The 17691-nt window shown below is 67.5% G+C and carries 18 protein-coding genes; 10 read left to right on the top strand and 8 right to left on the bottom strand.

The features are described from left to right. Window position 1: 1 nt before the first annotated feature. Together CAG41_RS17140 and CAG41_RS17135 are read right to left on the bottom strand one after the other, a co-directional pair. Window positions 2-1078 carry an NAD(P)-dependent alcohol dehydrogenase gene (locus CAG41_RS17140; protein WP_085583229.1) on the bottom strand — a complete coding sequence of 359 codons (1077 nt, stop codon included), beginning with the start codon at window positions 1076-1078 and terminating at the stop codon, window positions 2-4. Window positions 1079-1202: 124 nt separating this feature from the next. After that, window positions 1203-1751, bottom strand: coding sequence for a GNAT family N-acetyltransferase (locus CAG41_RS17135; protein ID WP_085583227.1), 549 nt, complete (start codon window positions 1749-1751; stop codon window positions 1203-1205). A 185-nt stretch (window positions 1752-1936) separates the two neighbouring features. Here CAG41_RS17135 and CAG41_RS17130 point away from each other — a divergent pair, with 185 nt between their 5' ends. The 4 genes from CAG41_RS17130 (at window position 1937) to CAG41_RS17115 (ending at window position 5613) form a co-directional block, all read left to right on the top strand. Further along, window positions 1937-2863, top strand: a complete 927-nt coding sequence (locus CAG41_RS17130; protein ID WP_085707246.1) for a universal stress protein — start codon at window positions 1937-1939, stop codon at window positions 2861-2863. After that, window positions 2854-4221: an MBL fold metallo-hydrolase RNA specificity domain-containing protein gene (locus tag CAG41_RS17125; RefSeq protein ID WP_085707245.1), complete on the top strand. Its 1368-nt coding sequence runs from the start codon at window positions 2854-2856 to the stop codon at window positions 4219-4221. The genes CAG41_RS17130 and CAG41_RS17125 overlap by 10 nt, the downstream gene beginning before the upstream one ends. A 19-nt stretch (window positions 4222-4240) precedes the next feature. Continuing rightward, complete coding sequence (locus CAG41_RS17120; RefSeq protein WP_256582607.1) at window positions 4241-4885, top strand: hypothetical protein; 645 nt, start codon at window positions 4241-4243, stop codon at window positions 4883-4885. A 65-nt stretch (window positions 4886-4950) separates the two neighbouring features. Continuing rightward, entirely contained in the window at window positions 4951-5613 is a 663-nt protein-coding gene (locus CAG41_RS17115; protein WP_085707244.1) for a phosphoribosyltransferase, read from the top strand. Between the two features lie 35 nt (window positions 5614-5648). Here the strand turns inward: CAG41_RS17115 and CAG41_RS17110 are convergent, their stop codons facing one another. Together CAG41_RS17110 and CAG41_RS17105 are read right to left on the bottom strand one after the other, a co-directional pair. Next, window positions 5649-7016 carry an erythromycin esterase family protein gene (locus CAG41_RS17110; protein ID WP_085707243.1) on the bottom strand — a complete coding sequence of 456 codons (1368 nt, stop codon included), beginning with the start codon at window positions 7014-7016 and terminating at the stop codon, window positions 5649-5651. A gap of 92 nt (window positions 7017-7108) precedes the next feature. Then, entirely contained in the window at window positions 7109-7678 is a 570-nt protein-coding gene (locus CAG41_RS17105) for a GNAT family N-acetyltransferase (RefSeq protein ID WP_085632573.1), read from the bottom strand. 177 nt (window positions 7679-7855) lie between these two features. Between CAG41_RS17105 and CAG41_RS17100 the strand changes: the two genes are divergently transcribed. After that, window positions 7856-8587, top strand: a complete 732-nt coding sequence (locus CAG41_RS17100; protein WP_085632440.1) for a cyclic nucleotide-binding domain-containing protein — start codon at window positions 7856-7858, stop codon at window positions 8585-8587. On the opposite strand, the gene CAG41_RS17095 is transcribed toward CAG41_RS17100, so the two are convergent. Further along, on the bottom strand, window positions 8562-9275 hold the full coding sequence (locus CAG41_RS17095) for a hypothetical protein (protein WP_085583215.1): 714 nt from the start codon (window positions 9273-9275) through the stop codon (window positions 8562-8564). The two genes, CAG41_RS17100 and CAG41_RS17095, sit on opposite strands and share 26 nt — an antisense overlap. Before the next feature lie 196 nt (window positions 9276-9471). Here CAG41_RS17095 and CAG41_RS17090 point away from each other — a divergent pair, with 196 nt between their 5' ends. From CAG41_RS17090 to CAG41_RS17080, 3 genes are all read left to right on the top strand, one after another. Next, complete coding sequence (locus CAG41_RS17090; RefSeq protein ID WP_085632442.1) at window positions 9472-10032, top strand: Hsp20/alpha crystallin family protein; 561 nt, start codon at window positions 9472-9474, stop codon at window positions 10030-10032. Between the two features lie 62 nt (window positions 10033-10094). After that, window positions 10095-10565, top strand: a complete 471-nt coding sequence (locus tag CAG41_RS17085) for a CBS domain-containing protein (protein ID WP_085583295.1) — start codon at window positions 10095-10097, stop codon at window positions 10563-10565. A 38-nt stretch (window positions 10566-10603) separates the two neighbouring features. Then, a complete protein-coding gene (locus tag CAG41_RS17080) occupies window positions 10604-12979 on the top strand; it encodes a phosphoketolase (protein WP_085707242.1) in 2376 nt (791 codons plus the stop codon). A 7-nt stretch (window positions 12980-12986) separates the two neighbouring features. Here the strand turns inward: CAG41_RS17080 and CAG41_RS17075 are convergent, their stop codons facing one another. The 3 genes from CAG41_RS17075 to CAG41_RS17065 are packed head-to-tail and all read right to left on the bottom strand — an operon-like array spanning window position 12987 to window position 15954. Then, window positions 12987-13412 (bottom strand): potassium channel family protein, encoded by a 426-nt coding sequence (locus CAG41_RS17075; protein WP_085583209.1) that lies wholly within the window; start codon window positions 13410-13412, stop codon window positions 12987-12989. Window positions 13413-13440: 28 nt separating this feature from the next. Next, window positions 13441-15279 (bottom strand): ATP-dependent zinc metalloprotease FtsH, encoded by a 1839-nt coding sequence (gene ftsH, locus CAG41_RS17070; protein WP_085583207.1) that lies wholly within the window; start codon window positions 15277-15279, stop codon window positions 13441-13443. 27 nt (window positions 15280-15306) lie between these two features. After that, window positions 15307-15954, bottom strand: coding sequence for a BON domain-containing protein (locus tag CAG41_RS17065; RefSeq protein WP_085707241.1), 648 nt, complete (start codon window positions 15952-15954; stop codon window positions 15307-15309). A gap of 188 nt (window positions 15955-16142) precedes the next feature. Here CAG41_RS17065 and CAG41_RS17060 point away from each other — a divergent pair, with 188 nt between their 5' ends. Together CAG41_RS17060 and CAG41_RS17055 are read left to right on the top strand one after the other, a co-directional pair. Then, entirely contained in the window at window positions 16143-16394 is a 252-nt protein-coding gene (locus tag CAG41_RS17060) for a hypothetical protein (RefSeq protein WP_085707240.1), read from the top strand. Window positions 16395-16563: 169 nt separating this feature from the next. Then, window positions 16564-17454 carry a universal stress protein gene (locus tag CAG41_RS17055; RefSeq protein ID WP_085583201.1) on the top strand — a complete coding sequence of 297 codons (891 nt, stop codon included), beginning with the start codon at window positions 16564-16566 and terminating at the stop codon, window positions 17452-17454. Window positions 17455-17691 lie beyond the last annotated feature (237 nt).

Raw genomic sequence — 17691 nt, 5'->3', positions numbered from 1 at the left:
GTCAGGGTGTGATCGCCACCTTCATCACGCCGTCGCGCTGGTTGGCGAACAGTTCGTAGGCGGCTTCGATGTCATCGAGCCGGAAACGGTGGGTGACCAGGGGCGACACGTCGACCCGGCCGCTGGCGACCACCTCCATCAGCCTGCGCATGCGTTCCTTGCCGCCGGGGCACAGGGTGGTGACGATGCGGTAGTCGCCCAGGCCCGCGGCGAAGGCGCCCAGGGGGATGCGCAGGTCGGCGCTGTACACGCCGAGGCTGGACAGGGTGCCGCCGGGTCGCAGCACGCGCAGGGCCGATTCGAAGGTGCCTTGGGTGCCCAGGGCCTCGATGGCCACATCCACGCCGCGGCCGTGGGTCAGGGCCATGACCTGATCGACCACGTCGCCTTGCCGGAAGTCGATCACATGATCGGCGCCGAGCTGGCGGGCCACACTCATACGCGCGGCCACCGTATCGACGCCGATGACAGTGGTGGCGCCGAGCAGCCGGGCACCGGCGACGGCGCACAGGCCGATGGGCCCCAGGGCGAACACGGCCACCGTGTCGCCGACGGTCACGCCGCCCCGTTCTGCGCCGGAGAATCCGGTGGACATGATGTCGGGGCACATCAGCACCTGCTCGTCGCTCAGGTGGTCGGGGATCGCGCAGAGGTTGGCCATGGCGTCCGGAACGCGGACGTACTCGGCCTGACAGCCGTCGATGATGTTGCCGAACTTCCAGCCGCCGATGGCCTTGAAACCGTGCGGCGTGCCGGCACCGTCCTGGGACGCGCACCCGCACAGGCAGGCGTTGCTGTGGCCGCTGGGCGTGATGGCGCCGGCGATTACCCGTTGCCCTTCATGGAAGCCTTGCACCTGCGAACCCAGCTTTTCGATGACGCCCACCGGCTCGTGCCCCACGGTCAGGCCCTTGGCCACCGGGTATTCGCCCCGCAGGATGTGCACATCGGTGCCGCAAAGGGTCGTGGTGGTGATGCGCACCAAGGCATCCAGCGGGCCGATGTCTGGGACGGGCTTTTCCTCCAGTACGATGCGGTGCCTCTCGACGAAGACTGCCGCTTTCATCTTCTGTGCCATGGCTCGCCTCCGGGGACGGTGATCGGGCGTGATGTGGGGCTACTGTGCGCCGTCGATGCCCCCGATCTTTGATCCGCGTCAAATTTGCGCGCTGCCGTGACGTGCCGCTCGTCAGCCCGGTGTTTCAGGGGCGCAGATCGAGTTCGTGGAAAATTTCGCTGACGTCGCCCCGTACGTAGCGGGACGTGAACCCCAGCGCCTTGGCCAGATGGTGCATGGCGTAGTTGTTCGCCAGATCCATCGAGACCATGCATTCGAAGCCGTTGCGTTGCGCCGCCGCGACCAGGCGTTGCAGCAGGAGACGGCCCAGCCCCTTGCGTTGCCAGTCTTCGCTGACCGCGACCGCGCATTCGCAATGGCGGCCACCGGGGATGGCGGCGCAACGGCAGACGCCGACCTGCCGGAGCTGGCCATCGGCATGGGCCAGCGCTACGTAGGCCAGGCCGGGCGGAAGGTCGTGCGCCGTGCGCTGCATCTCCAGCCCCGCCAGGCCGCCGCTGAGCCCGGTCATGAAACGGAAGCGCCGGGATTCGTAGGCGAGGGTGCTGCGAAAGCGCTTGTCCCGCTCGCGGTCTTCCTCCCGCAGCGGGCGGATGAGCACGGTCGCGCCGTCCGCCAGTTGTTCCACCCAGTGTTCGCCAGCCTCTGGCTGTTCAATCCGCTGCCTCGCCATGTCGCCTCCCGGCCCTCGGCCCGATAGGGGTGAAGCCGTTGTACCGTGGCGCAGCGGCCCGTTTCTGACAATCGTCAAGTTGCGGCGCAGGTGGCCATTTTCTGATCTTCGTCAAGCCGACGCACGACCGGGTTCCGACAATCGCAGGCATCGACACGCCTGCCGCGCAGGCCCGGAGGTCCGCCATGGGTCAATATCGACAACTGCTGGTGCTGCTCACCGAGGTGGATCCGCATTCGGCCGCGTTGCGCAGGGCTCTGGCCCTGGCGCATGCCAGCGGTGCCGGGGTGCACGTGCTCGGGCTGTTCGAACCGTCCGAGGCGCACCTGCTCAGCGAGGAGCGCCTGAACGAGACCGAGATCCAGCGCCAGTTCGAGGATTACCGTGCACGGCTGGCCAGCCTGGTCGAACGGCACCGCGGCAGCGGTTGCGCACTGACGGTCGACAGCCTGCGGGCGGAGGATCTGCGCGGCCAGGCCATCGATTACATCGGCGAACTGCAGCCCGACATGGTCATCAAGGACAGCGAAGGGGCGTCGGCCCTGGCGCGGCTGTTCAGCACGCCGCTGGACTGCGCGCTGATGCGCGGCCTCAAGGGGCTCACGCACCTTGTGCCGGCGGGCGCGGTGTCGCTGCCGCAGCGCATCCTGGTGGCCGTGGACACGTCGGCGGTCGATGCGCCGGATGCCCAGGCGCGCTTCAACCGCGCACTGGTGCGGGCCGCCCAGGCCCTGGCGCTGCAATGCGACGCTCAATTGCACCTGCTCTCGGCCTACGACTTTATCGGGGTCTTCGCCTCCGACATGAACGTCACCCAGGCGTGGATCGATGAAATGCGCGTTGCCCTGCAAGAACCCTTCGACCGCCTGGCGGACGCGGAAGGCGTCGCGCCGGCGTGCCGGCACTTCATCGAAGGCGACCCTGCGCAGGTGATCCGCGACCAGGTCGCGGCGCTGCACATCGATGTGGCGGTCATGGGCGTCGTGCAGCCCAAGGGCCTGGACAAGCTGCTGGGCGACACCACCGAACGCATCATCAGCCATCCGCCTTGCAGCGTGCTGGCGGTTCATCCTCACGCGACCGACATTTGGGAGCCCTGGCCATGCAACTGACTTTTCTCGGCGGCACCGGCACCGTGACCGGCAGCAAATTCCTGCTGACCCGCGACAGCACCCGGGTTCTCGTGGACTGCGGACTGTTCCAGGGCTACAAGCAACTGCGCCTGCGCAACTGGGAACCGTTGCCGCCGGCGCTGCGTCAACTCGATGCGGTGGTGCTGACCCATGCCCACCTCGACCACAGCGGCTATTTGCCGGTGCTGGCGCGGGAAGGCTACAGCGGGCCGATCTACGCCACCCCGGCGACCTGCGCCCTGGCGCAGATCCTCTTGCTCGACAGCGCCCGGCTGCAGGAGGAGCAGGCCGAGCATGCCAACCGGCACGGCTACTCCAAGCACTCGCCCGCACGGCCGCTCTACACCGAAGAGGACGCGAAGCGGGCGCTGACGCTGCTCCGTCCGGTCGAACTGCATCAGGCCACCCCGATCGCGCCCGGCATTGAACTGCTGTTGCGCACGGCCGGGCACATCCTGGGGGCGGCGACGGTGCAGCTCGGCGTCGACGGCCAGACTTTGCTGTTCTCCGGCGACCTGGGTCGCCCGCAGGATCCGATCATGCGCGCGCCGGAACCGGTGTCGGCGGCGGACGTGCTGCTGGTCGAGTCCACCTACGGCGACCGTCGGCACCCGACGGAGTCGACCGAGCAGTACCTGGCCCAGGTCATCACCCAGACGCTCCTGCGCCACGGCATCACCCTGGTGCCGTCGTTCGCCGTCGGCCGTGCCCAGTTGCTCATGTATTACCTGTACAAACTCAAGCGCGACGGGCTGATACCTGATGTTCCGGTGTACCTCAACAGCCCGATGGCCACCGATGCCACCAGCCTGTACCTGCAATTTCGGAACGAACACCGGCTGACCCCGGACGAATGCGTGGCGATGTGCAAGGGCACGCGTATCGTGCGCACGGTCGACGAGTCCCGGCACCTGGACCAGTTGCGCGAACCGGCGGTGATCATCGCCGCCAGCGGCATGGCCACGGGAGGGCGGGTGCTGCACCACCTCAAGGCGCTGGCGCCCAATCCGCGCAACAGCATCCTGTTTTCCGGCTTCCAGGCCGGCGGCACCCGCGGCGCCGATATCGTCGCCGGCGCCCGCAGCGTGCGGCTGCAGGGCGAAGACGTGCCGATCAGGGCACAGGTGCATGCCATGGACACCCTGTCGGCCCATGCCGACGCCGACGAGATCATGGCGTGGCTGCGCGGGTTCACCCGGCCGCCGCGCCAGACCTATGTGATCCATGGCGAGCCGCATGCCGCCGACACCCTGCGCCGGCGCATCAGCCTGGAACTGGGTTGGCAGGTCTGCGTGCCCGAGCATCAGGAAACCGTCTCATTAGACCCTATGCGCTAGAAGGGCGCGGGAGGTTCACATGGAAACGCAGGCAAGGGCCAAACTGCGGGCCTGGAGGCACCGGCCCAAGGGCAGCCTGGGATGGATCGTGGCCATCGTCGCGTTGCTTGTCGCGGCCGCCGCCTACCGGGCGCTCAGCCCGACATGGCGCTTGCCCATGCAGGATCCGGTGGTGCTGCTGTCCTTGCTGGCCTTGAGCGTCGCCCTGGGCTGGACGGTGCAGCGTGGGGTGAAGCGCACCGTGGCACGGACGATCTTCGACGGGCAGGGCAACGGCTGGCAGGCCAGGCTTGGCTTCATCCGGTCGGTCACCCGGGAGTCGAACATCGCGTTGGGTGTGCTGGTGCTGCTGGCGGTGGTCGGCGGGGGCACCCTGTGGCTGGCGGGCCGCTCGGTGGCGCGTATCGTGGACAACTGCGAGGCCAATCTGCAGGCCCAGGTGCAGACCCCCGTCGACGGACAGCTCACCGCGCTGGTCGGCAAACCGGTGTGCACCTGCCTTGCGCAGACGTTCCTCGACCGCAACGGGGTGCTGCGCCTGGCGCTGTTCGGCACGCCGCTGCGTGAGGTCAGCGGCTTCAAGGCCCTGATGCCGGCGGATGAGCGGCATTGCCTGACGCAGTACGACCTGCTGCTGGAAGAGTCCGGCGCGGACGAACCGTGAAGGGCTCGGCACGCCTGACCGTGCGTTGAACGATGCGCTCCCGTCGGTGCGCAGGAGGTGCTCCCATGTCACAGATCCCCGTGTTGAAAAACCGGTTTCTCGACCGCAGCGAGGCCGGGCGGCGCCTGGTCGAGCCGCTGAGCCGCTATGGCGCAAGGCCCGACGTGATCGTGCTGGGGTTGCCCCGCGGCGGCGTGCCCGTCGCCTGCGAAGTCGCGTCCGCCCTCCAGGTGCGCCTGGACGTGCTGGTGGTGCGCAAGCTCGGCGCACCGGGCCATCCCGAGTACGCCATGGGCGCCATCGCCGGGGGCGGCGTGCAGATCCTCAACGACGATGCACTGCGCACCTTCACGGTCGACCGGGACGCGTTCGCCGCCGTGCTGGACCGGGAGACCCGCGAACTGGCCCGCCGGGAGCAGGCCTACCGCGCAGGCCGCCCGCCGCTGAACCTCAAGGACCAGGTGGTGATCCTCATCGATGACGGCCTGGCGACCGGCGCCTCGATGCTGGCGGCCGTCGAGGCCGTTCGCCGGCAAGGGCCTGCGCGCCTGGTGGTCGCGGTGCCGGTTGCGCCGCCGGACACCCTGGAAGTGTTGCGCAACGAGGTGGATGAGGTGGTCTGCCCGTTGGTGCCTGAACGGATGGTCTCGGTCGGCTACTGGTATGAAGCGTTTCCCCAGACCTCCGATCAGGAGGTCGTCGCGTTGATGCAGCAGGCCGGGGCCTGAAGCCCTCGCGGCCTTGAGGCCGGCCGGCGGACGCGTCAGACGCCGAACGGATAGGTGTCGTCCTCGGGTTCCATCTGTTCCCGTTGCGGCAGGGGCAGGGCGGCGACAGGCCGGGTCTGCTCGAACCAGACCAAGGCGTCGAACTGCTCGGCCAGCGTGGCTTCGAAATAGTGGCTGAGGCGTTCGCTGTCCGGCCGGTAGATCACCCCGATCGCCCGCTCCAGCAGCGTCGTGGACAAGGCCCGGCGCAGCTCCTGGCGCTGCGGGTCGCGCCAATCGGTGAGCGAGGCGGGCACGCCGGCCAGGCGGAACTGGTGCTCCCAGCTGTCGGGCCGGGCGGGCCGGATGTCCTTGATCCGCATGTCGCCGTCCCAGTCATCGGCGGCGGCCACCTGGCCGCGGTCGGTGGCCATGCCGATCAGCACGGCGTCGCGGCCGAAGGCGTTGCGGCACAGTTGGCCGATGTTGAACTGGCCCTTCCAGCCCATCTCCGTGGCGCCGGCATTGCCGATGTGCGAATTGTGCGCCCAGACCACGGCCTTGGCGTCGGGGCCGCGGTGCTCCAGCAGCGAGCGCAGGGTCTCGAACATGTGCCGGTCGCGCAGGTTCCACGAGGCGGTCGAGCCGCGGTAGATGGCGCGGTAGTACTGTTCGGCGGCGATGATCACCCGGGCGTTCCGGGTCGCGTTGAAAAACGCCTCGTCGTTGCGGATGAGGCCGCCCAGCTGTTCGGCCAGCATTACGTTCAATTGCTCGATCACGGGCTGTTCGCAAGGCATCACGCCGCCGCGTTCGACGAAATGGCCGTACAGGGCCGGGTCGTCCTGCCAGGGGGTGAGGCAGCCGTAGCGGCGTCGGGCCTCACGGGCCAGGTGCGGATCGGCCCGGTCCAGGTAGGCCAGCACCTCGTGGATGGAGTTGCGCAGGCTGTAGACGTCCAGCCCGCGGAACTCCACGCGCCGGTCATTGGCCAGTGCATGGTTGTGTCCGTGCAGCCAATGGGCGAAGGTCTTGACCTCGCTGTTGCGCCACATCCAGGTGGGGAAGCGGCTGAAGATGTGGCGCTTCCAGGCCGTATGGGCCAGGCCCCGGACATACTGGTCGACATGACCGGCGTCGGGCCAGTCGGCTTCGACGGCGATGATGTTGAAGCCATGCCGCTCGATCAGTCGGCGGGTGATGGCCGCCCGGGCGCGGTAGAACTCGCTGCTGCCGTGGCTCGCTTCGCCCAGCAGTACGACGCGGGCGTCGGCGTAGCGGTCGAACAGGTCGGCGAAGGCCGGCGAGTCGGGATCGGGCAGTGGCTCGGCATATTGGCGCAACAGGGGCGCGATCTCGGCGGCGTCGACCTGATGCGGTTTGCCGTAGAGCCTTTCCATCAGTTTCTGCGAAGGACCGTTCATGGGGGCATCCTCCTTCAGGGGGGGGCGCGAATGCGCCCTGGCGCGGTCCTGGAGGGCAAGCGCTCCGGAGCGCGCCAGGGCGAGGCCAGGGATCAGGCCAGCGCGAGGCGGTGGATGACCTGGCTGGGGTTGTCCGGGTCGGTGGCCGTGCTGAACCCGGCGGCCTTGGCCAGATCGCGCATCGGGTGATTGGCGGCGGCATCGATCGAATACATCTGCCGGAAGCCTTTGGCCCTGGCGTGGTCGGTCAAATGCTTGAGCAGCAGGCGGCCCAGGCCGTGGTGTTGCCAGCTGTCGAGCACCGTGACCGCGCATTCGCACTCATCCTTGCCGGCACCGGCGGCGTAGCGGGAGATCCCCACTTCCTGCAGCTCACCATTCACATGGGCCAGGGCGACGAACGCCGCCTGGCGGTCCTGGTCGACCTTCATCAGTTGATCGAGCATCGCTTCGCCAGGTTCCCTGAACTGGCACAGGAAGCGGAAGTGCCGGGATTCCGGCGACAGGCGTTCGATGAAAGCCTTTTCCCGTTGCCGGTCCGCGGCCCGCAGGGGCCTGATCAGCACGTGGGTGCCGTTGTCGAGGGACTCGATCCAGTGTTCGCCCGCAGGCGTCGGGAACGCAGGGATGGAAGGTTGAAGACCGGTATCGGCGGGAGCCATGGCAATGTCCTCGTGTGTCGGAATGAACAGGGCCAGTTTCGGTGCCTGTTCCCCCACCGACTTGACCTTCGTCAAACCCTCGCGCGCCGGGCCTGACCCTTGGTCGGAATGCCCGGTAACATGGGCCCGAGGGGCTAATGTGAAAGAACGCCCGCACATCAAAGCGGAGGCATTGCCATGTCAGGCATTTCCGACACGGGTGCAAGGCCCCATGTGAAGTGCCTTGCCTGCTCCTTGAGCCGGCTCTGCCTGCCCGCCAGCCTCAGCGCCGAGGAAGTGGACAGGCTGGAGCGGATCGTCCGCCGCAACCGGCCCCTGAAGCGCGGGCAATACCTGTTCAAGGCCGATGAACCCATGGAACATGTGTTCGCCCTGCGCTCAGGGGCCGTCAAGAGTTACCTGCTCGATGCCGAAGGCAACGAGCGCATCACCGGTTTCGTCCTGCCGGGGGAAATGCTCGGGCTGGACGCCATCGGCGCCAGTCATTACCGCAGCTACGCCGTGGCGCTGGACATCTCGCTGGTCTGCTCGATCAGGCTGGATCAATTGGTCGACCTGTCCGGCCACATCCCCGGCCTGCGCTACCAACTTCTGCATATGCTCAGCCTGGGGATCCAGGGCAAGGACGACCACCTGCGCTGCTGCCACGGACGGGTCGACCAACGGCTGTCGATCTTCCTGTTGGGCATGTCGACGCGCTACCACGCCCGGGGGCTGCGGGCGGACATCTTCACCCTGCCCATGTCGCGCGGCGACATCGCCAACTACCTCGACCTGACCCTGGAAACCGTCAGCCGGGCCTTCACCCGGTTCGTCCAGGCCGGGCTCATCCGCTGCGCCGGCCGTGAAGTGACGTTGGTCGACGAGCAGGGCCTGATCGACCTCAGCCATCTGGAGGAACCCACTTGAGCATCGCCAGCACCCGGTCATAACGCTGCACCGGCCCGGCCCACGTGGGGCGCTGCACCTGATCCGGCCGCAGCCAGATGCGCTGCGGCGACACCCCCTTTCGCCAACACAGGCGCGCGGCCTGGCGGGCCACCTGCGACGGCGCGCAGCAGAACACCGTGTCCGGCCTGTAAGTGTCCAGCAGGTGGATCAGTTGCAGCCATCCGCTGCTGCTGGTGCGCGGCACGCGAGGCAGCGCCGAGAACCACGTCTTGCATTCGTCGGGCAGTTTCCCGGGAGCGAAGCCATCGTGCAGCAGCCGCAGTTGCAGCGCAGGCAGCCAGCAGCGCACCTCATCCAGCGCGCCGAGCAGCGTCAGCACCCCTTCGCCCCGGGCGATGGCCAACAGCCGCGTGCTCTGCAAGGGGAGCGGCCAGGCGCTGCCCAGCGGGCCGGAATAGGCCAGCCGCTCACCCGGCCGCGCCAGCGGTCGGGCCGCGTGGACGGTCACGATGAACCGTCCGGTCGCGCCCGGCAGGCTCACATAACTGCAAGGCCAGCGCTGCCGGCCGTCGCCCAGCAAGCAATACTGCCCCGGCATCGGTTCGGCGGTGGGCGGGCCGCAAAGCGCCAGGCCCAGACATTGCTGGACGCCCGGCCCCGATGACGTCTGCAGCACGCGGACGGATCCGCTGTCTTCCCGATCCATAGACACCTCGCCGCTCGCCGGGGGTTGACCACGGTTCGTCCAGCCTAGGCGCATGCCTGGGCATGACTTTGATCGCGATCAAATCGCGGGGCGGGCGCAGCGTTGCGCAGGTTGATAAAGATCAAACGGGGCGGGTGGGCGCCGCGCAAGATCGAAGCGTCTCCAAGGGAGGCATCACTCAAACGAGGAGGTCGTCATGTCCGAAGCAGCCAAAAAAGTCCCTGTCACCCCCGTTGCCGCCCAGCCAGCCAAAGCGTCGCCGCCCAGCGTCGAAGCCCCGGACCTGTGGCGGCCGTTCCAGCAGTTGCGGCGCCAGATCGACAGCCTGTTCGATGATTTCGGGCGGCGTCCGATGCGCATGCCGTTCAGCCATACGCCGTTCGATCTCGAGCCCTTCTGGCGGCGTGACCTGTTCTCCCACGGCATGCCGGCGATGGACATCAGCGAACTGGCCGAGGAATACCGCATCAGCGCCGAATTGCCCGGCGTGGACGACAAGGACATCGAAATCAAGCTCGCCAACGGCAACCTGGTGATCCGTGGCGAGAAGCAAGAAGAGGTCGACGAAAAGCGCAAGGAGTACCACCTGTCCGAGCGGCATTACGGCAGCTTCGAACGGGTCTTCCAACTGCCCCGCGAAGTCGACGCCGAGAAGATCAATGCCCAGTTCGCCAAGGGGGTGCTGCTGGTGCACCTGCCCAAACGCGCCGAGGCCATCCATCCGGAAAAAGTGATCCCGATCAAAGGCGGCAAATGACCGGCGCGTCACACCGTTTCAGGAGCAGGGAGGCTCCGTACCTTCAACCCGAGGTGAACTTCATGTCCATTGGCAAATACTGCAACCGGGATGTGGTCGTGGCCCCGCCCGGCATTTCCATCTATGCCGCCGCGCGCATGATGAGCCAGTACCACGTCGGCGATCTGGTGCTCGTCGAGCCCGTCGACCGCGAGCACGATGTCTTCCGGCCGGTCGGCCTGATCACAGACCGGGACCTGGCCTTGCGGATCGTGGCGCGCAACCCGCCGGACCAGGACGAACTGAGGGCGGTCGACGTGTTGCCCCGGTCGCTGATCACGGCCAACCAGAACGAGGATCTGTTCGACGTCATCCTGAACATGCGCCGCGCCAACATCCGGCGGATCCCCGTGGTGGACGACTTCGGCCTGCTGGTGGGGATCGCCACGGCGGACGATCTGGTGGCCTTGCTGTCCGACCGCCTGCACGAACTGACCTTGCTGATCCGCCAACAGAGCCTGCGGGAGGAAGACATCCGCGCCGAAGACATCTGAACGCGGCCGCGCCGAGGCCATCACCCGAGGGGGCGATCATGAGCGATTATCCGGGCACCGAGGAACTGGAGGGGCTGGATGCCTACTGGCGGGCGGCCAACTACCTCACGGTGGGACAGATCTACCTGCAGGCCAACCCGCTGCTGGCCAGCCCGCTGCAACTGGCCGACATCAAGCCCCGGCTGTTGGGGCATTGGGGGACTTCGCCGGGCCTCAACCTGATCTACACGCACCTGAACCGGCTCATCCGCCAGCACGACCTCAACGTGCTGTTCGTCGCGGGGCCCGGCCATGGCGGGCCGGCCATGGTGGCCCAGGCCTACCTCGACGGCACCTACACCGAGCTCAATCCGGCGGTGTCGCGGGACGCCCAGGGGATGGCCCGGCTTTTCCGCCAGTTCTCCTGGCCCTACGGTATCGGCAGCCACGTCGGCCCCCATGTTCCCGGCTCGATCCATGAGGGCGGCGAACTGGGCTACTCCCTGGTTCACGCCTACGGGGCCGCGCTGGACAACCCCCAGTTGCTGGTCGCCTGCGTGATCGGCGACGGCGAGGCGGAGACCGGTGCGCTGGCGGCGAGCTGGCACTGCAACAAGTTCCTCAATCCGGCGGGCGACGGGGCGGTGTTGCCGATCCTGCACCTCAACGGCTACAAGATCGCCAACCCCACCGTGCTCTCCAGGATCAGCGAGGACGAACTCACCAGCCTGATGTGCGGCTATGGTTACGACCCTTATTTCGTCGAAGGCGACGAACCCATGGAGGTGCACCGGGCGTTGTCCCGCACTCTGGAGGTGATCTACGACAAAATCTGCCGCATCCAGCGCCTGGCCCGTCAGGCCGAGGCCGGGGAGGGTGTCGAACGGCCGCTGTGGCCGGCGCTGATATTGCGCACCCCGAAGGGATGGACCGGGCCGACGTTCGTCGACGGGCAACGGATAGAAGGCACCTGCCGCGCCCATCAACTGCCGCTGGCGGACTTGGCCAAACCGCTGCACTTGCTGCAACTGCAGCAATGGCTGGAAAGCTACCGACCGCAAGAACTGTTCGATGCCCAAGGCGCGCTGCTGCCGGAACTGGCCGCGCTGGCTCCGTCCGGGCGGCGGCGCATGAGCGCCAACCCCCATGCCAATGGCGGCCTGACGCTGCGCGCGCTGGATCTGCCGTGCCACACCGATTATTGCGTGCAGATGGACGGCCCCGGCCAGGTGCGGGCCGAAGCGACCCGGGTGCTGGGCGGTTACCTGCGCGATGTCATGAAAAACAGCGCCGTGTCGCGCAACTTCCGCCTGTTCGGGCCGGACGAAACGGCGTCGAACCGCCTGGACGCGGTGTTCGAGGCCACCGACAAGGTCTGGCTCGACCCGCACGGCAGCGACGACGCTCATCTCGGCGCGCAGGGCCGGGTGATGGAGATTCTCAGCGAGCACCTGTGCGAGGGATGGCTCGAAGGCTACCTGCTGACCGGCCGCCATGGCCTGTTCTCGTGCTACGAAGCGTTCATCCATATCGTCGATTCGATGATCAACCAGCACGCCAAGTGGCTGAAGACCGCCGCCGAGGTGCCGTGGCGCAAGCCGGTCGCGTCGCTGAACATCCTGTTGACGTCCCACGTGTGGCGCCAGGACCATAACGGCTTCTCGCACCAGGATCCGGGCTTTCTCGACCTGTTGGCCAACAAGAAGGCCGACGTGGCGCGGATCTACCTGCCGCCGGACGCCAACTGCCTGCTGTCGGTGGCGGACCATTGCCTGCGCAGCCGCGGCTACATCAACGTGGTCGTCGCCGGCAAGCAGCGCGAATGGCAATGGCTCGACGGCGAGGCGGCGGCCTTGCACTGCCAGGCCGGCATCGGCCGCTGGGCCTGGGCCGGCCATGAAGATGACCATCCCGAGGTGATCCTCGCCTGCGCCGGCGACGTGCCGACGCTGGAGACGCTGGCGGCGGTGACGCTGCTGCGCGAGTGCGCCGCCGACTTGCGGATCCGGGTGGTGAACGTGGTCGACCTGATGGCCTTGCAGTCGGCGCAACAGCATCCCCACGGCTTGCCGGACAGCGAGTTCGAGGCGCTGTTCACCGCGGACCGCCCGGTGATCTTCGCCTTCCACGGCTACCCGGCGCTGATCCACCGGCTGATCTACAGGCGGGCCAATCCGGAGCGGTTCCATGTGCGCGGCTTCCGTGAGGAAGGCGCCACCACCACGCCTTTCGACATGGCGGTCATCAACAACCTGGACCGCTACCAACTGCTGCTGGACGTGTTCGAGCGCGTGCCGCGCCTGCAGCCGCAGGCCGAACAGGCGCGCAGCCGCTACTGGTCGATGATGGAGCGGCACAAGCTGCACCTGATCGGGCACGGCGAGGACCTGCCGGAGGTCGCGCAGTGGCGCTGGAGCGCACGCCCAGGCCGGTGAACCGCCGTTACTTGGCCTTCCAGTACTTCTGCATTTCCAGGAACAGGAACGAGGCGGTCCAGGTGATCAGCACCAGGCCCGTCAGTGCCTGCAGGCCGGTCAGGTACTTGAGGTGGCCGGTGGGGGCGATGTCGCCGAAGCCGATGGTGGTGTAGGTGGTGAAGGAAAAGTACACGCAGTCGAGCAGGCTGCCGTCGAAATTGCCGCTCAGCGTGCCCCAGCCTTCGGCGTGCGCCATCAGGTAGTACACCAGGGCGAAGCACCAGACTTCGATGGCATGGGCCAGCAACGCGCCGAACACCCCCACCACGATCCGGAACCGGGCCCAGAGCTTGAGGCGCGGCAGCCAGTCGTTCAGGCGCAGCAGGCATTCGTAGTGGATCACCACCACCAGGATCACCACGAGCGTGTTGATCAGCGTGACGGTCAGCATGGTCGGTGCCCCGGGCAGGATCGGTCGGTCATCTGGCTTCGTTCACCAGCGTGCAGGCGGCCGGTTCGCCGGCCTGGGGCAGCAGCGCCGGAAACTCTTCGGGGGTGATGGTTTCCCGGGCGAGCAGCAGGCGGGCCCCGGCGTCGAGATCCTGCCGCCGCTGCTCCAGCAGCGCACGGGCGCGGCCGTAGGCCTCATCGAGCAAGTGGCGGATGCCCAGGTCGACTTCACGGGCGGTCTGTTCGGAATAGTCCTTGTGCTCCTGCTGCATGACCGCGTCGCCGAGGTAGCGGGTCGATTGCCGCTCCAGCACCGCCTGACCCAGTTCCGCGCTCATGCCGAAGCGGGTGATCAACTGCCGGGCGATGTCGGTGGCGCGTCCCAGGTCGTCGGCGGCCCCGGTCGAGACCTGGCCGAACGCCAGGCTTTCGGCGGCGCGCCCGGCCATCAGCACGGCGATGCGGTCGCGCAGCATCTGCGCGCTGATCAGGAAGCGGTCGTCCGTGGGCCGTTGCAGGGTGTAGCCCAGCGAGCCGGCGGCCCGGGGAATGATCGACACCTTGTGCACCGGATCCATCGCCGGCAGGCTGCTGGCCGCCAGGGCATGCCCCATTTCGTGGTAGGCGACCACCCGGCGCTCGTCCTCGCGCAGGACATTGCCCTTGCGTTCCACGCCCGCGACCAGGCGTTCGAGCGCCGCAGTGAAGTCCGGCAGTTCGACCTGCTGGCTGTTGCGGCGGGTGGCGATGATGGCGGCCTCGTTGACCAGGTTGGCCAGGTCGGCGCCGGTCAGGCCGGGGGTGATCGCGGCGATGCGTTCGCAGTCGAGGCCGTTCTGGCTGAGGATCTTTTTCAGGTGGACCTTCAGGATCGCCAGGCGACCCTTGCGGTCGGGCCGGTCGATCAGGATCTGCCGGTCGAACCGACCGGCGCGCAGCAGCGCCGGATCCAGCACCTCGGGCCGGTTGGTCGCGGCCAGGAGCACCACGCCTTCGCGGGGATCGAAGCCGTCGAGCTCGGCCAGCAACTGGTTCAGCGTCTGCTCTTTCTCGTCGTTGCCGCCGAGGTTGCCGAGCCCGCGCATCTTGCCCAGCGCGTCCAGCTCGTCGATGAAGATGATGCAGGGCGCCGCCAGCCTGGCTTGTTCGAAGAGATCGCGGACCCGCGCGGCGCCCACGCCGACGAACATTTCCACGAATTCCGAGCCGGAGATCGAGAAGAAGGGCACCCCGGCTTCGCCGGCGATGGCCTTGGCGACCAGGGTCTTGCCGGTGCCCGGCGGCCCGACCAGCAAGGTGCCTTTGGGCACATGGGCGCCGAGGCGTCCATACCAGGCCTGGTCCTTGAGGAACGACACGATCTCGGTCAGCTCGTCCTTGACGTCGTCCAGGCCGGCCACGTCGGCGAAGGTGACCTTGATGTCGCGCTCCACGTACACCCGCGCTCGGGATTTGCCGACATTCATCAGTCCGCCCAGGCCGCGCCTTTCGCCCGGCCCGCGCAGCAGGAAATACCACAGCACCAACATCACCAGCAGCGGCAACAGCCCGATCAGGGCGGACAGGACGCTGTCCTCGGCCACTCCGCTGAAGGCCACGCCCGAGTGCGCGAGCTGCCCGCTCAACGCCGGATCCACCCGGACCGTGGAGAACTGCGTGCGCCCGTCGACGGGTTCCTGCAACCGCCCGACGATGCGGTCGCGCTCGATCCGCAAGTCGCTGACCTTCTGCAGATCCAGCAACTGCAGGAACTGGCTGTAGGCAATGACCTGCTCGGCCTGGCGGTTGAACAGGCCGAGCTGGACGGCCACGAGCAGCGACACCCCGATCACCGCCAGATAAAGCTTCCAGGGTTGATCCTTGTTCATGGCCGGGCCTCCCGGTGACCTGCCGGATCAGGCGATCAGCAGGAAGTCTTCGACCTTGCTCACGCCGGGCACCGCCCAGGCCGCGCGCTCGACCACTTCGCGCTCGCGCAGCAGGTGCACCTTGCCTTCGAGCCGGACCACGCTGCCGTTGACGGTGACGCGAATGCCGTCGGCCTCGATTTCGGCGCTGCGCTTGAGCGCATCCTCGATGTGGCGCTTGATGTCGCCCGCATCGGCGCGGGCCTTCAGGGTGATGCGGTTGTGCACGCGCACCACGCCGGACAGGCGCCACACCGCCTGCTCGATCACTTCTTTCTGGTATTGCCAGTCCAGTTCACCTTCCAGGGTCACTGTGCCCTTGTGCACGGTGACCTGGATGCCTTCCACATTGGCGTCCGAGCTCCAGGCGATGATCTTCAGGGCGCGGGCGGCAATCGTGTCGTCCGCGGTGCCTTCGAGCCTGTTCAGCCGCACTTCGATTTCCTCGGCCAGGCCGCGCACGCCTTTCATGGCCTTGACCGTGCGCTCGGCGCTGACTTTCTGGGCGTAGCTGTCGACGTGGCCGGACAGGGTGACGACGCCATCCTGTACCGCCACGCCGATGCTGGCGGCGTGGATGTCGGGTTGGAACTGCAGCTCTTCGAGCACCAGGTCGCGCAAGTCGAGGTCGTTCATGAGGGTCTCCGCTATCGGGTTCAAAGGCGGGCCGGATCGCCCGGGGACTTTGTTTTTACGCCCGGGCGCGGCAGCGCGATTGACAAAGGTCAAACTCCGCGGGCACCGGGCCGATTGATAAATGTCAGGCCCCGCCCGGTGCCGGCGCCGATACTCGGGTCATCTTGGGCATGCACGGAGACACGGCCATGCAATGCTTGCTGTGGGTGGGACTGTCGGGGCTGCTGCTGGCGGCGGCCTCGGGATGCACGCCTTGGCGTGCGCAGGAATACGACGCGCGCCTGGAGTCGGCGGAGGACAACGCGGCCACCGCCCGGCTGCGCGCCGATCAGGTGTGCTACCGCCTCGACCGGGTCGAGCGGACCGCCGACGAGGCCTTGCGCAGGGCGGACGACGCCCAGGCGCAGGTGCGGCAACTGCGCCAGGCCTTGCGCAAGTAGCGCCTGCGCGCGGTTGATAAAAATCAAGCGTCAGGGCGCGCGCTGGGGGACGCTGCCAGCACCGGCCCTTTGCCCCTGACCCGCCTGCCGGGCGGTGTCCTGTCCGGCGCAAAGCGGATGCAACCGCGCAGCCTGAACGGTCAGGCGCGCCCGATCACGGGAGTCCATCATGAGCCACTATCAAACCCTGCTGCTGATCCTGAATCCGGCACTGCATCAATCCAACGCCCTGGAACAGGCCGGTGCCCTGGCCCGATCCAGTTCGGCCCATCTGCACATCGTCGGCCTGCTGGCGGCGCACGACCGGCCCAGATTGCTGGACACCGAAGAACACCAGGCCAAGCGCCAGGCGCTTCTGCAAGTCAGGCAGGCGCAGCTCGAAAAAAAAGCGGGCGCGTTGCGCGCCAAGGGCGTGGAGGTGACCGTCGAGGTGGCCTGGAGCGATGACCTGGAGGAGGACATCCTGGCGCATGCCCTGGAAATGAAGCCGGATCTGTTGCTCAAGCAAGTCGAGCGTGAACCGGCGCTCAAGCGCGCCTTCTTCACGCCGCTGGACTGGAAACTGCTGCGCCATTGTCCGATTCCGGTCTACTTGCTGGGCGCCGCCGGGCCTGCCTTGCCGCACCAGGTTCTGGCGGCGGTGGACGTGGCCGACAATACCGCCGAAGGCGAGGCACGCAACGAGGCGATCGTGCAGCAGGCCAACGCCCTGGCCCTGCAGACCGGTGCGCAGTTGGACCTGCTGCATGCCTGTGACTTGTCGGTGGCCTACATGGGCGACATGGCCTACGGCGCGTGGGCCGTCGACGACATCACCGAGCCTTTGCGCGAAGAGCTTGAGGACGACTTCAACGCACTGGCCGACCGCCACGGTGCGCCGGGCAAGCGCCGCCATTTCGTCATCGGGCGTCCGGTGCCGGTGCTGAACGACTACATCGAGGCCCACCCGGTGGACGTGATCGTCATGGGCCGGCCGGCGGCGCGGGGGCTTGAGCGCCTGTTCGGCAGCACCACCGAACACGTGCTGTACCAGGTGCCCTGCAACATCCTGGCGGTGTGAGGCGCCAGCAACGGCTCAGCCGTGCGCGGCGCCGCGCCACGGCATCGCCGTAGGCCTGGCTGCCGTGCAGGGCGAACAGTAACGCAAGCGGTTCTTTCATCAGCGTCGGCTCCGCAAGAAGTTCACGCCCGACATAGGCGCGGTGCGGCGCCCCGGTTTGACGATTATCAAGTCGGCCCTGCCTGCGGGACGGACACTGGGCAGGACGACGCAGGCCTGGGCCTGCGCCCCTCATCA

The sequence above is a fragment of the Pseudomonas sp. B35(2017) genome, from assembly GCF_002113645.1.
GTDB lineage: Bacteria > Pseudomonadota > Gammaproteobacteria > Pseudomonadales > Pseudomonadaceae > Aquipseudomonas > Aquipseudomonas ekonensis.
Note: the sequence above shows the minus strand (reverse complement) of the source record. Positions and strands in the feature narration are given on the sequence as shown.

Excerpts from the sequence above, each read along its gene's own strand:
- CAG41_RS17140 (WP_085583229.1), bottom strand. The coding sequence starts at position 1,078 with ATGGCACAGAAGATGAAAGCGGCAGTCTTCGTCGAGAGGCACCGCATC.
- CAG41_RS17135 (WP_085583227.1), bottom strand. The coding sequence starts at position 1,751 with ATGGCGAGGCAGCGGATTGAACAGCCAGAGGCTGGCGAACACTGGGTG.
- CAG41_RS17130 (WP_085707246.1), top strand. The coding sequence starts at position 1,937 with ATGGGTCAATATCGACAACTGCTGGTGCTGCTCACCGAGGTGGATCCG.
- CAG41_RS17125 (WP_085707245.1), top strand. The coding sequence starts at position 2,854 with ATGCAACTGACTTTTCTCGGCGGCACCGGCACCGTGACCGGCAGCAAA.
- CAG41_RS17120 (WP_256582607.1), top strand. The coding sequence starts at position 4,241 with ATGGAAACGCAGGCAAGGGCCAAACTGCGGGCCTGGAGGCACCGGCCC.
- CAG41_RS17115 (WP_085707244.1), top strand. The coding sequence starts at position 4,951 with ATGTCACAGATCCCCGTGTTGAAAAACCGGTTTCTCGACCGCAGCGAG.
- CAG41_RS17110 (WP_085707243.1), bottom strand. The coding sequence starts at position 7,016 with ATGAACGGTCCTTCGCAGAAACTGATGGAAAGGCTCTACGGCAAACCG.
- CAG41_RS17105 (WP_085632573.1), bottom strand. The coding sequence starts at position 7,678 with ATGGCTCCCGCCGATACCGGTCTTCAACCTTCCATCCCTGCGTTCCCG.
- CAG41_RS17100 (WP_085632440.1), top strand. The coding sequence starts at position 7,856 with ATGTCAGGCATTTCCGACACGGGTGCAAGGCCCCATGTGAAGTGCCTT.
- CAG41_RS17095 (WP_085583215.1), bottom strand. The coding sequence starts at position 9,275 with ATGGATCGGGAAGACAGCGGATCCGTCCGCGTGCTGCAGACGTCATCG.
- CAG41_RS17090 (WP_085632442.1), top strand. The coding sequence starts at position 9,472 with ATGTCCGAAGCAGCCAAAAAAGTCCCTGTCACCCCCGTTGCCGCCCAG.
- CAG41_RS17085 (WP_085583295.1), top strand. The coding sequence starts at position 10,095 with ATGTCCATTGGCAAATACTGCAACCGGGATGTGGTCGTGGCCCCGCCC.
- CAG41_RS17080 (WP_085707242.1), top strand. The coding sequence starts at position 10,604 with ATGAGCGATTATCCGGGCACCGAGGAACTGGAGGGGCTGGATGCCTAC.
- CAG41_RS17075 (WP_085583209.1), bottom strand. The coding sequence starts at position 13,412 with ATGCTGACCGTCACGCTGATCAACACGCTCGTGGTGATCCTGGTGGTG.
- ftsH (WP_085583207.1), bottom strand. The coding sequence starts at position 15,279 with ATGAACAAGGATCAACCCTGGAAGCTTTATCTGGCGGTGATCGGGGTG.
- CAG41_RS17065 (WP_085707241.1), bottom strand. The coding sequence starts at position 15,954 with ATGAACGACCTCGACTTGCGCGACCTGGTGCTCGAAGAGCTGCAGTTC.
- CAG41_RS17060 (WP_085707240.1), top strand. The coding sequence starts at position 16,143 with ATGCAATGCTTGCTGTGGGTGGGACTGTCGGGGCTGCTGCTGGCGGCG.
- CAG41_RS17055 (WP_085583201.1), top strand. The coding sequence starts at position 16,564 with ATGAGCCACTATCAAACCCTGCTGCTGATCCTGAATCCGGCACTGCAT.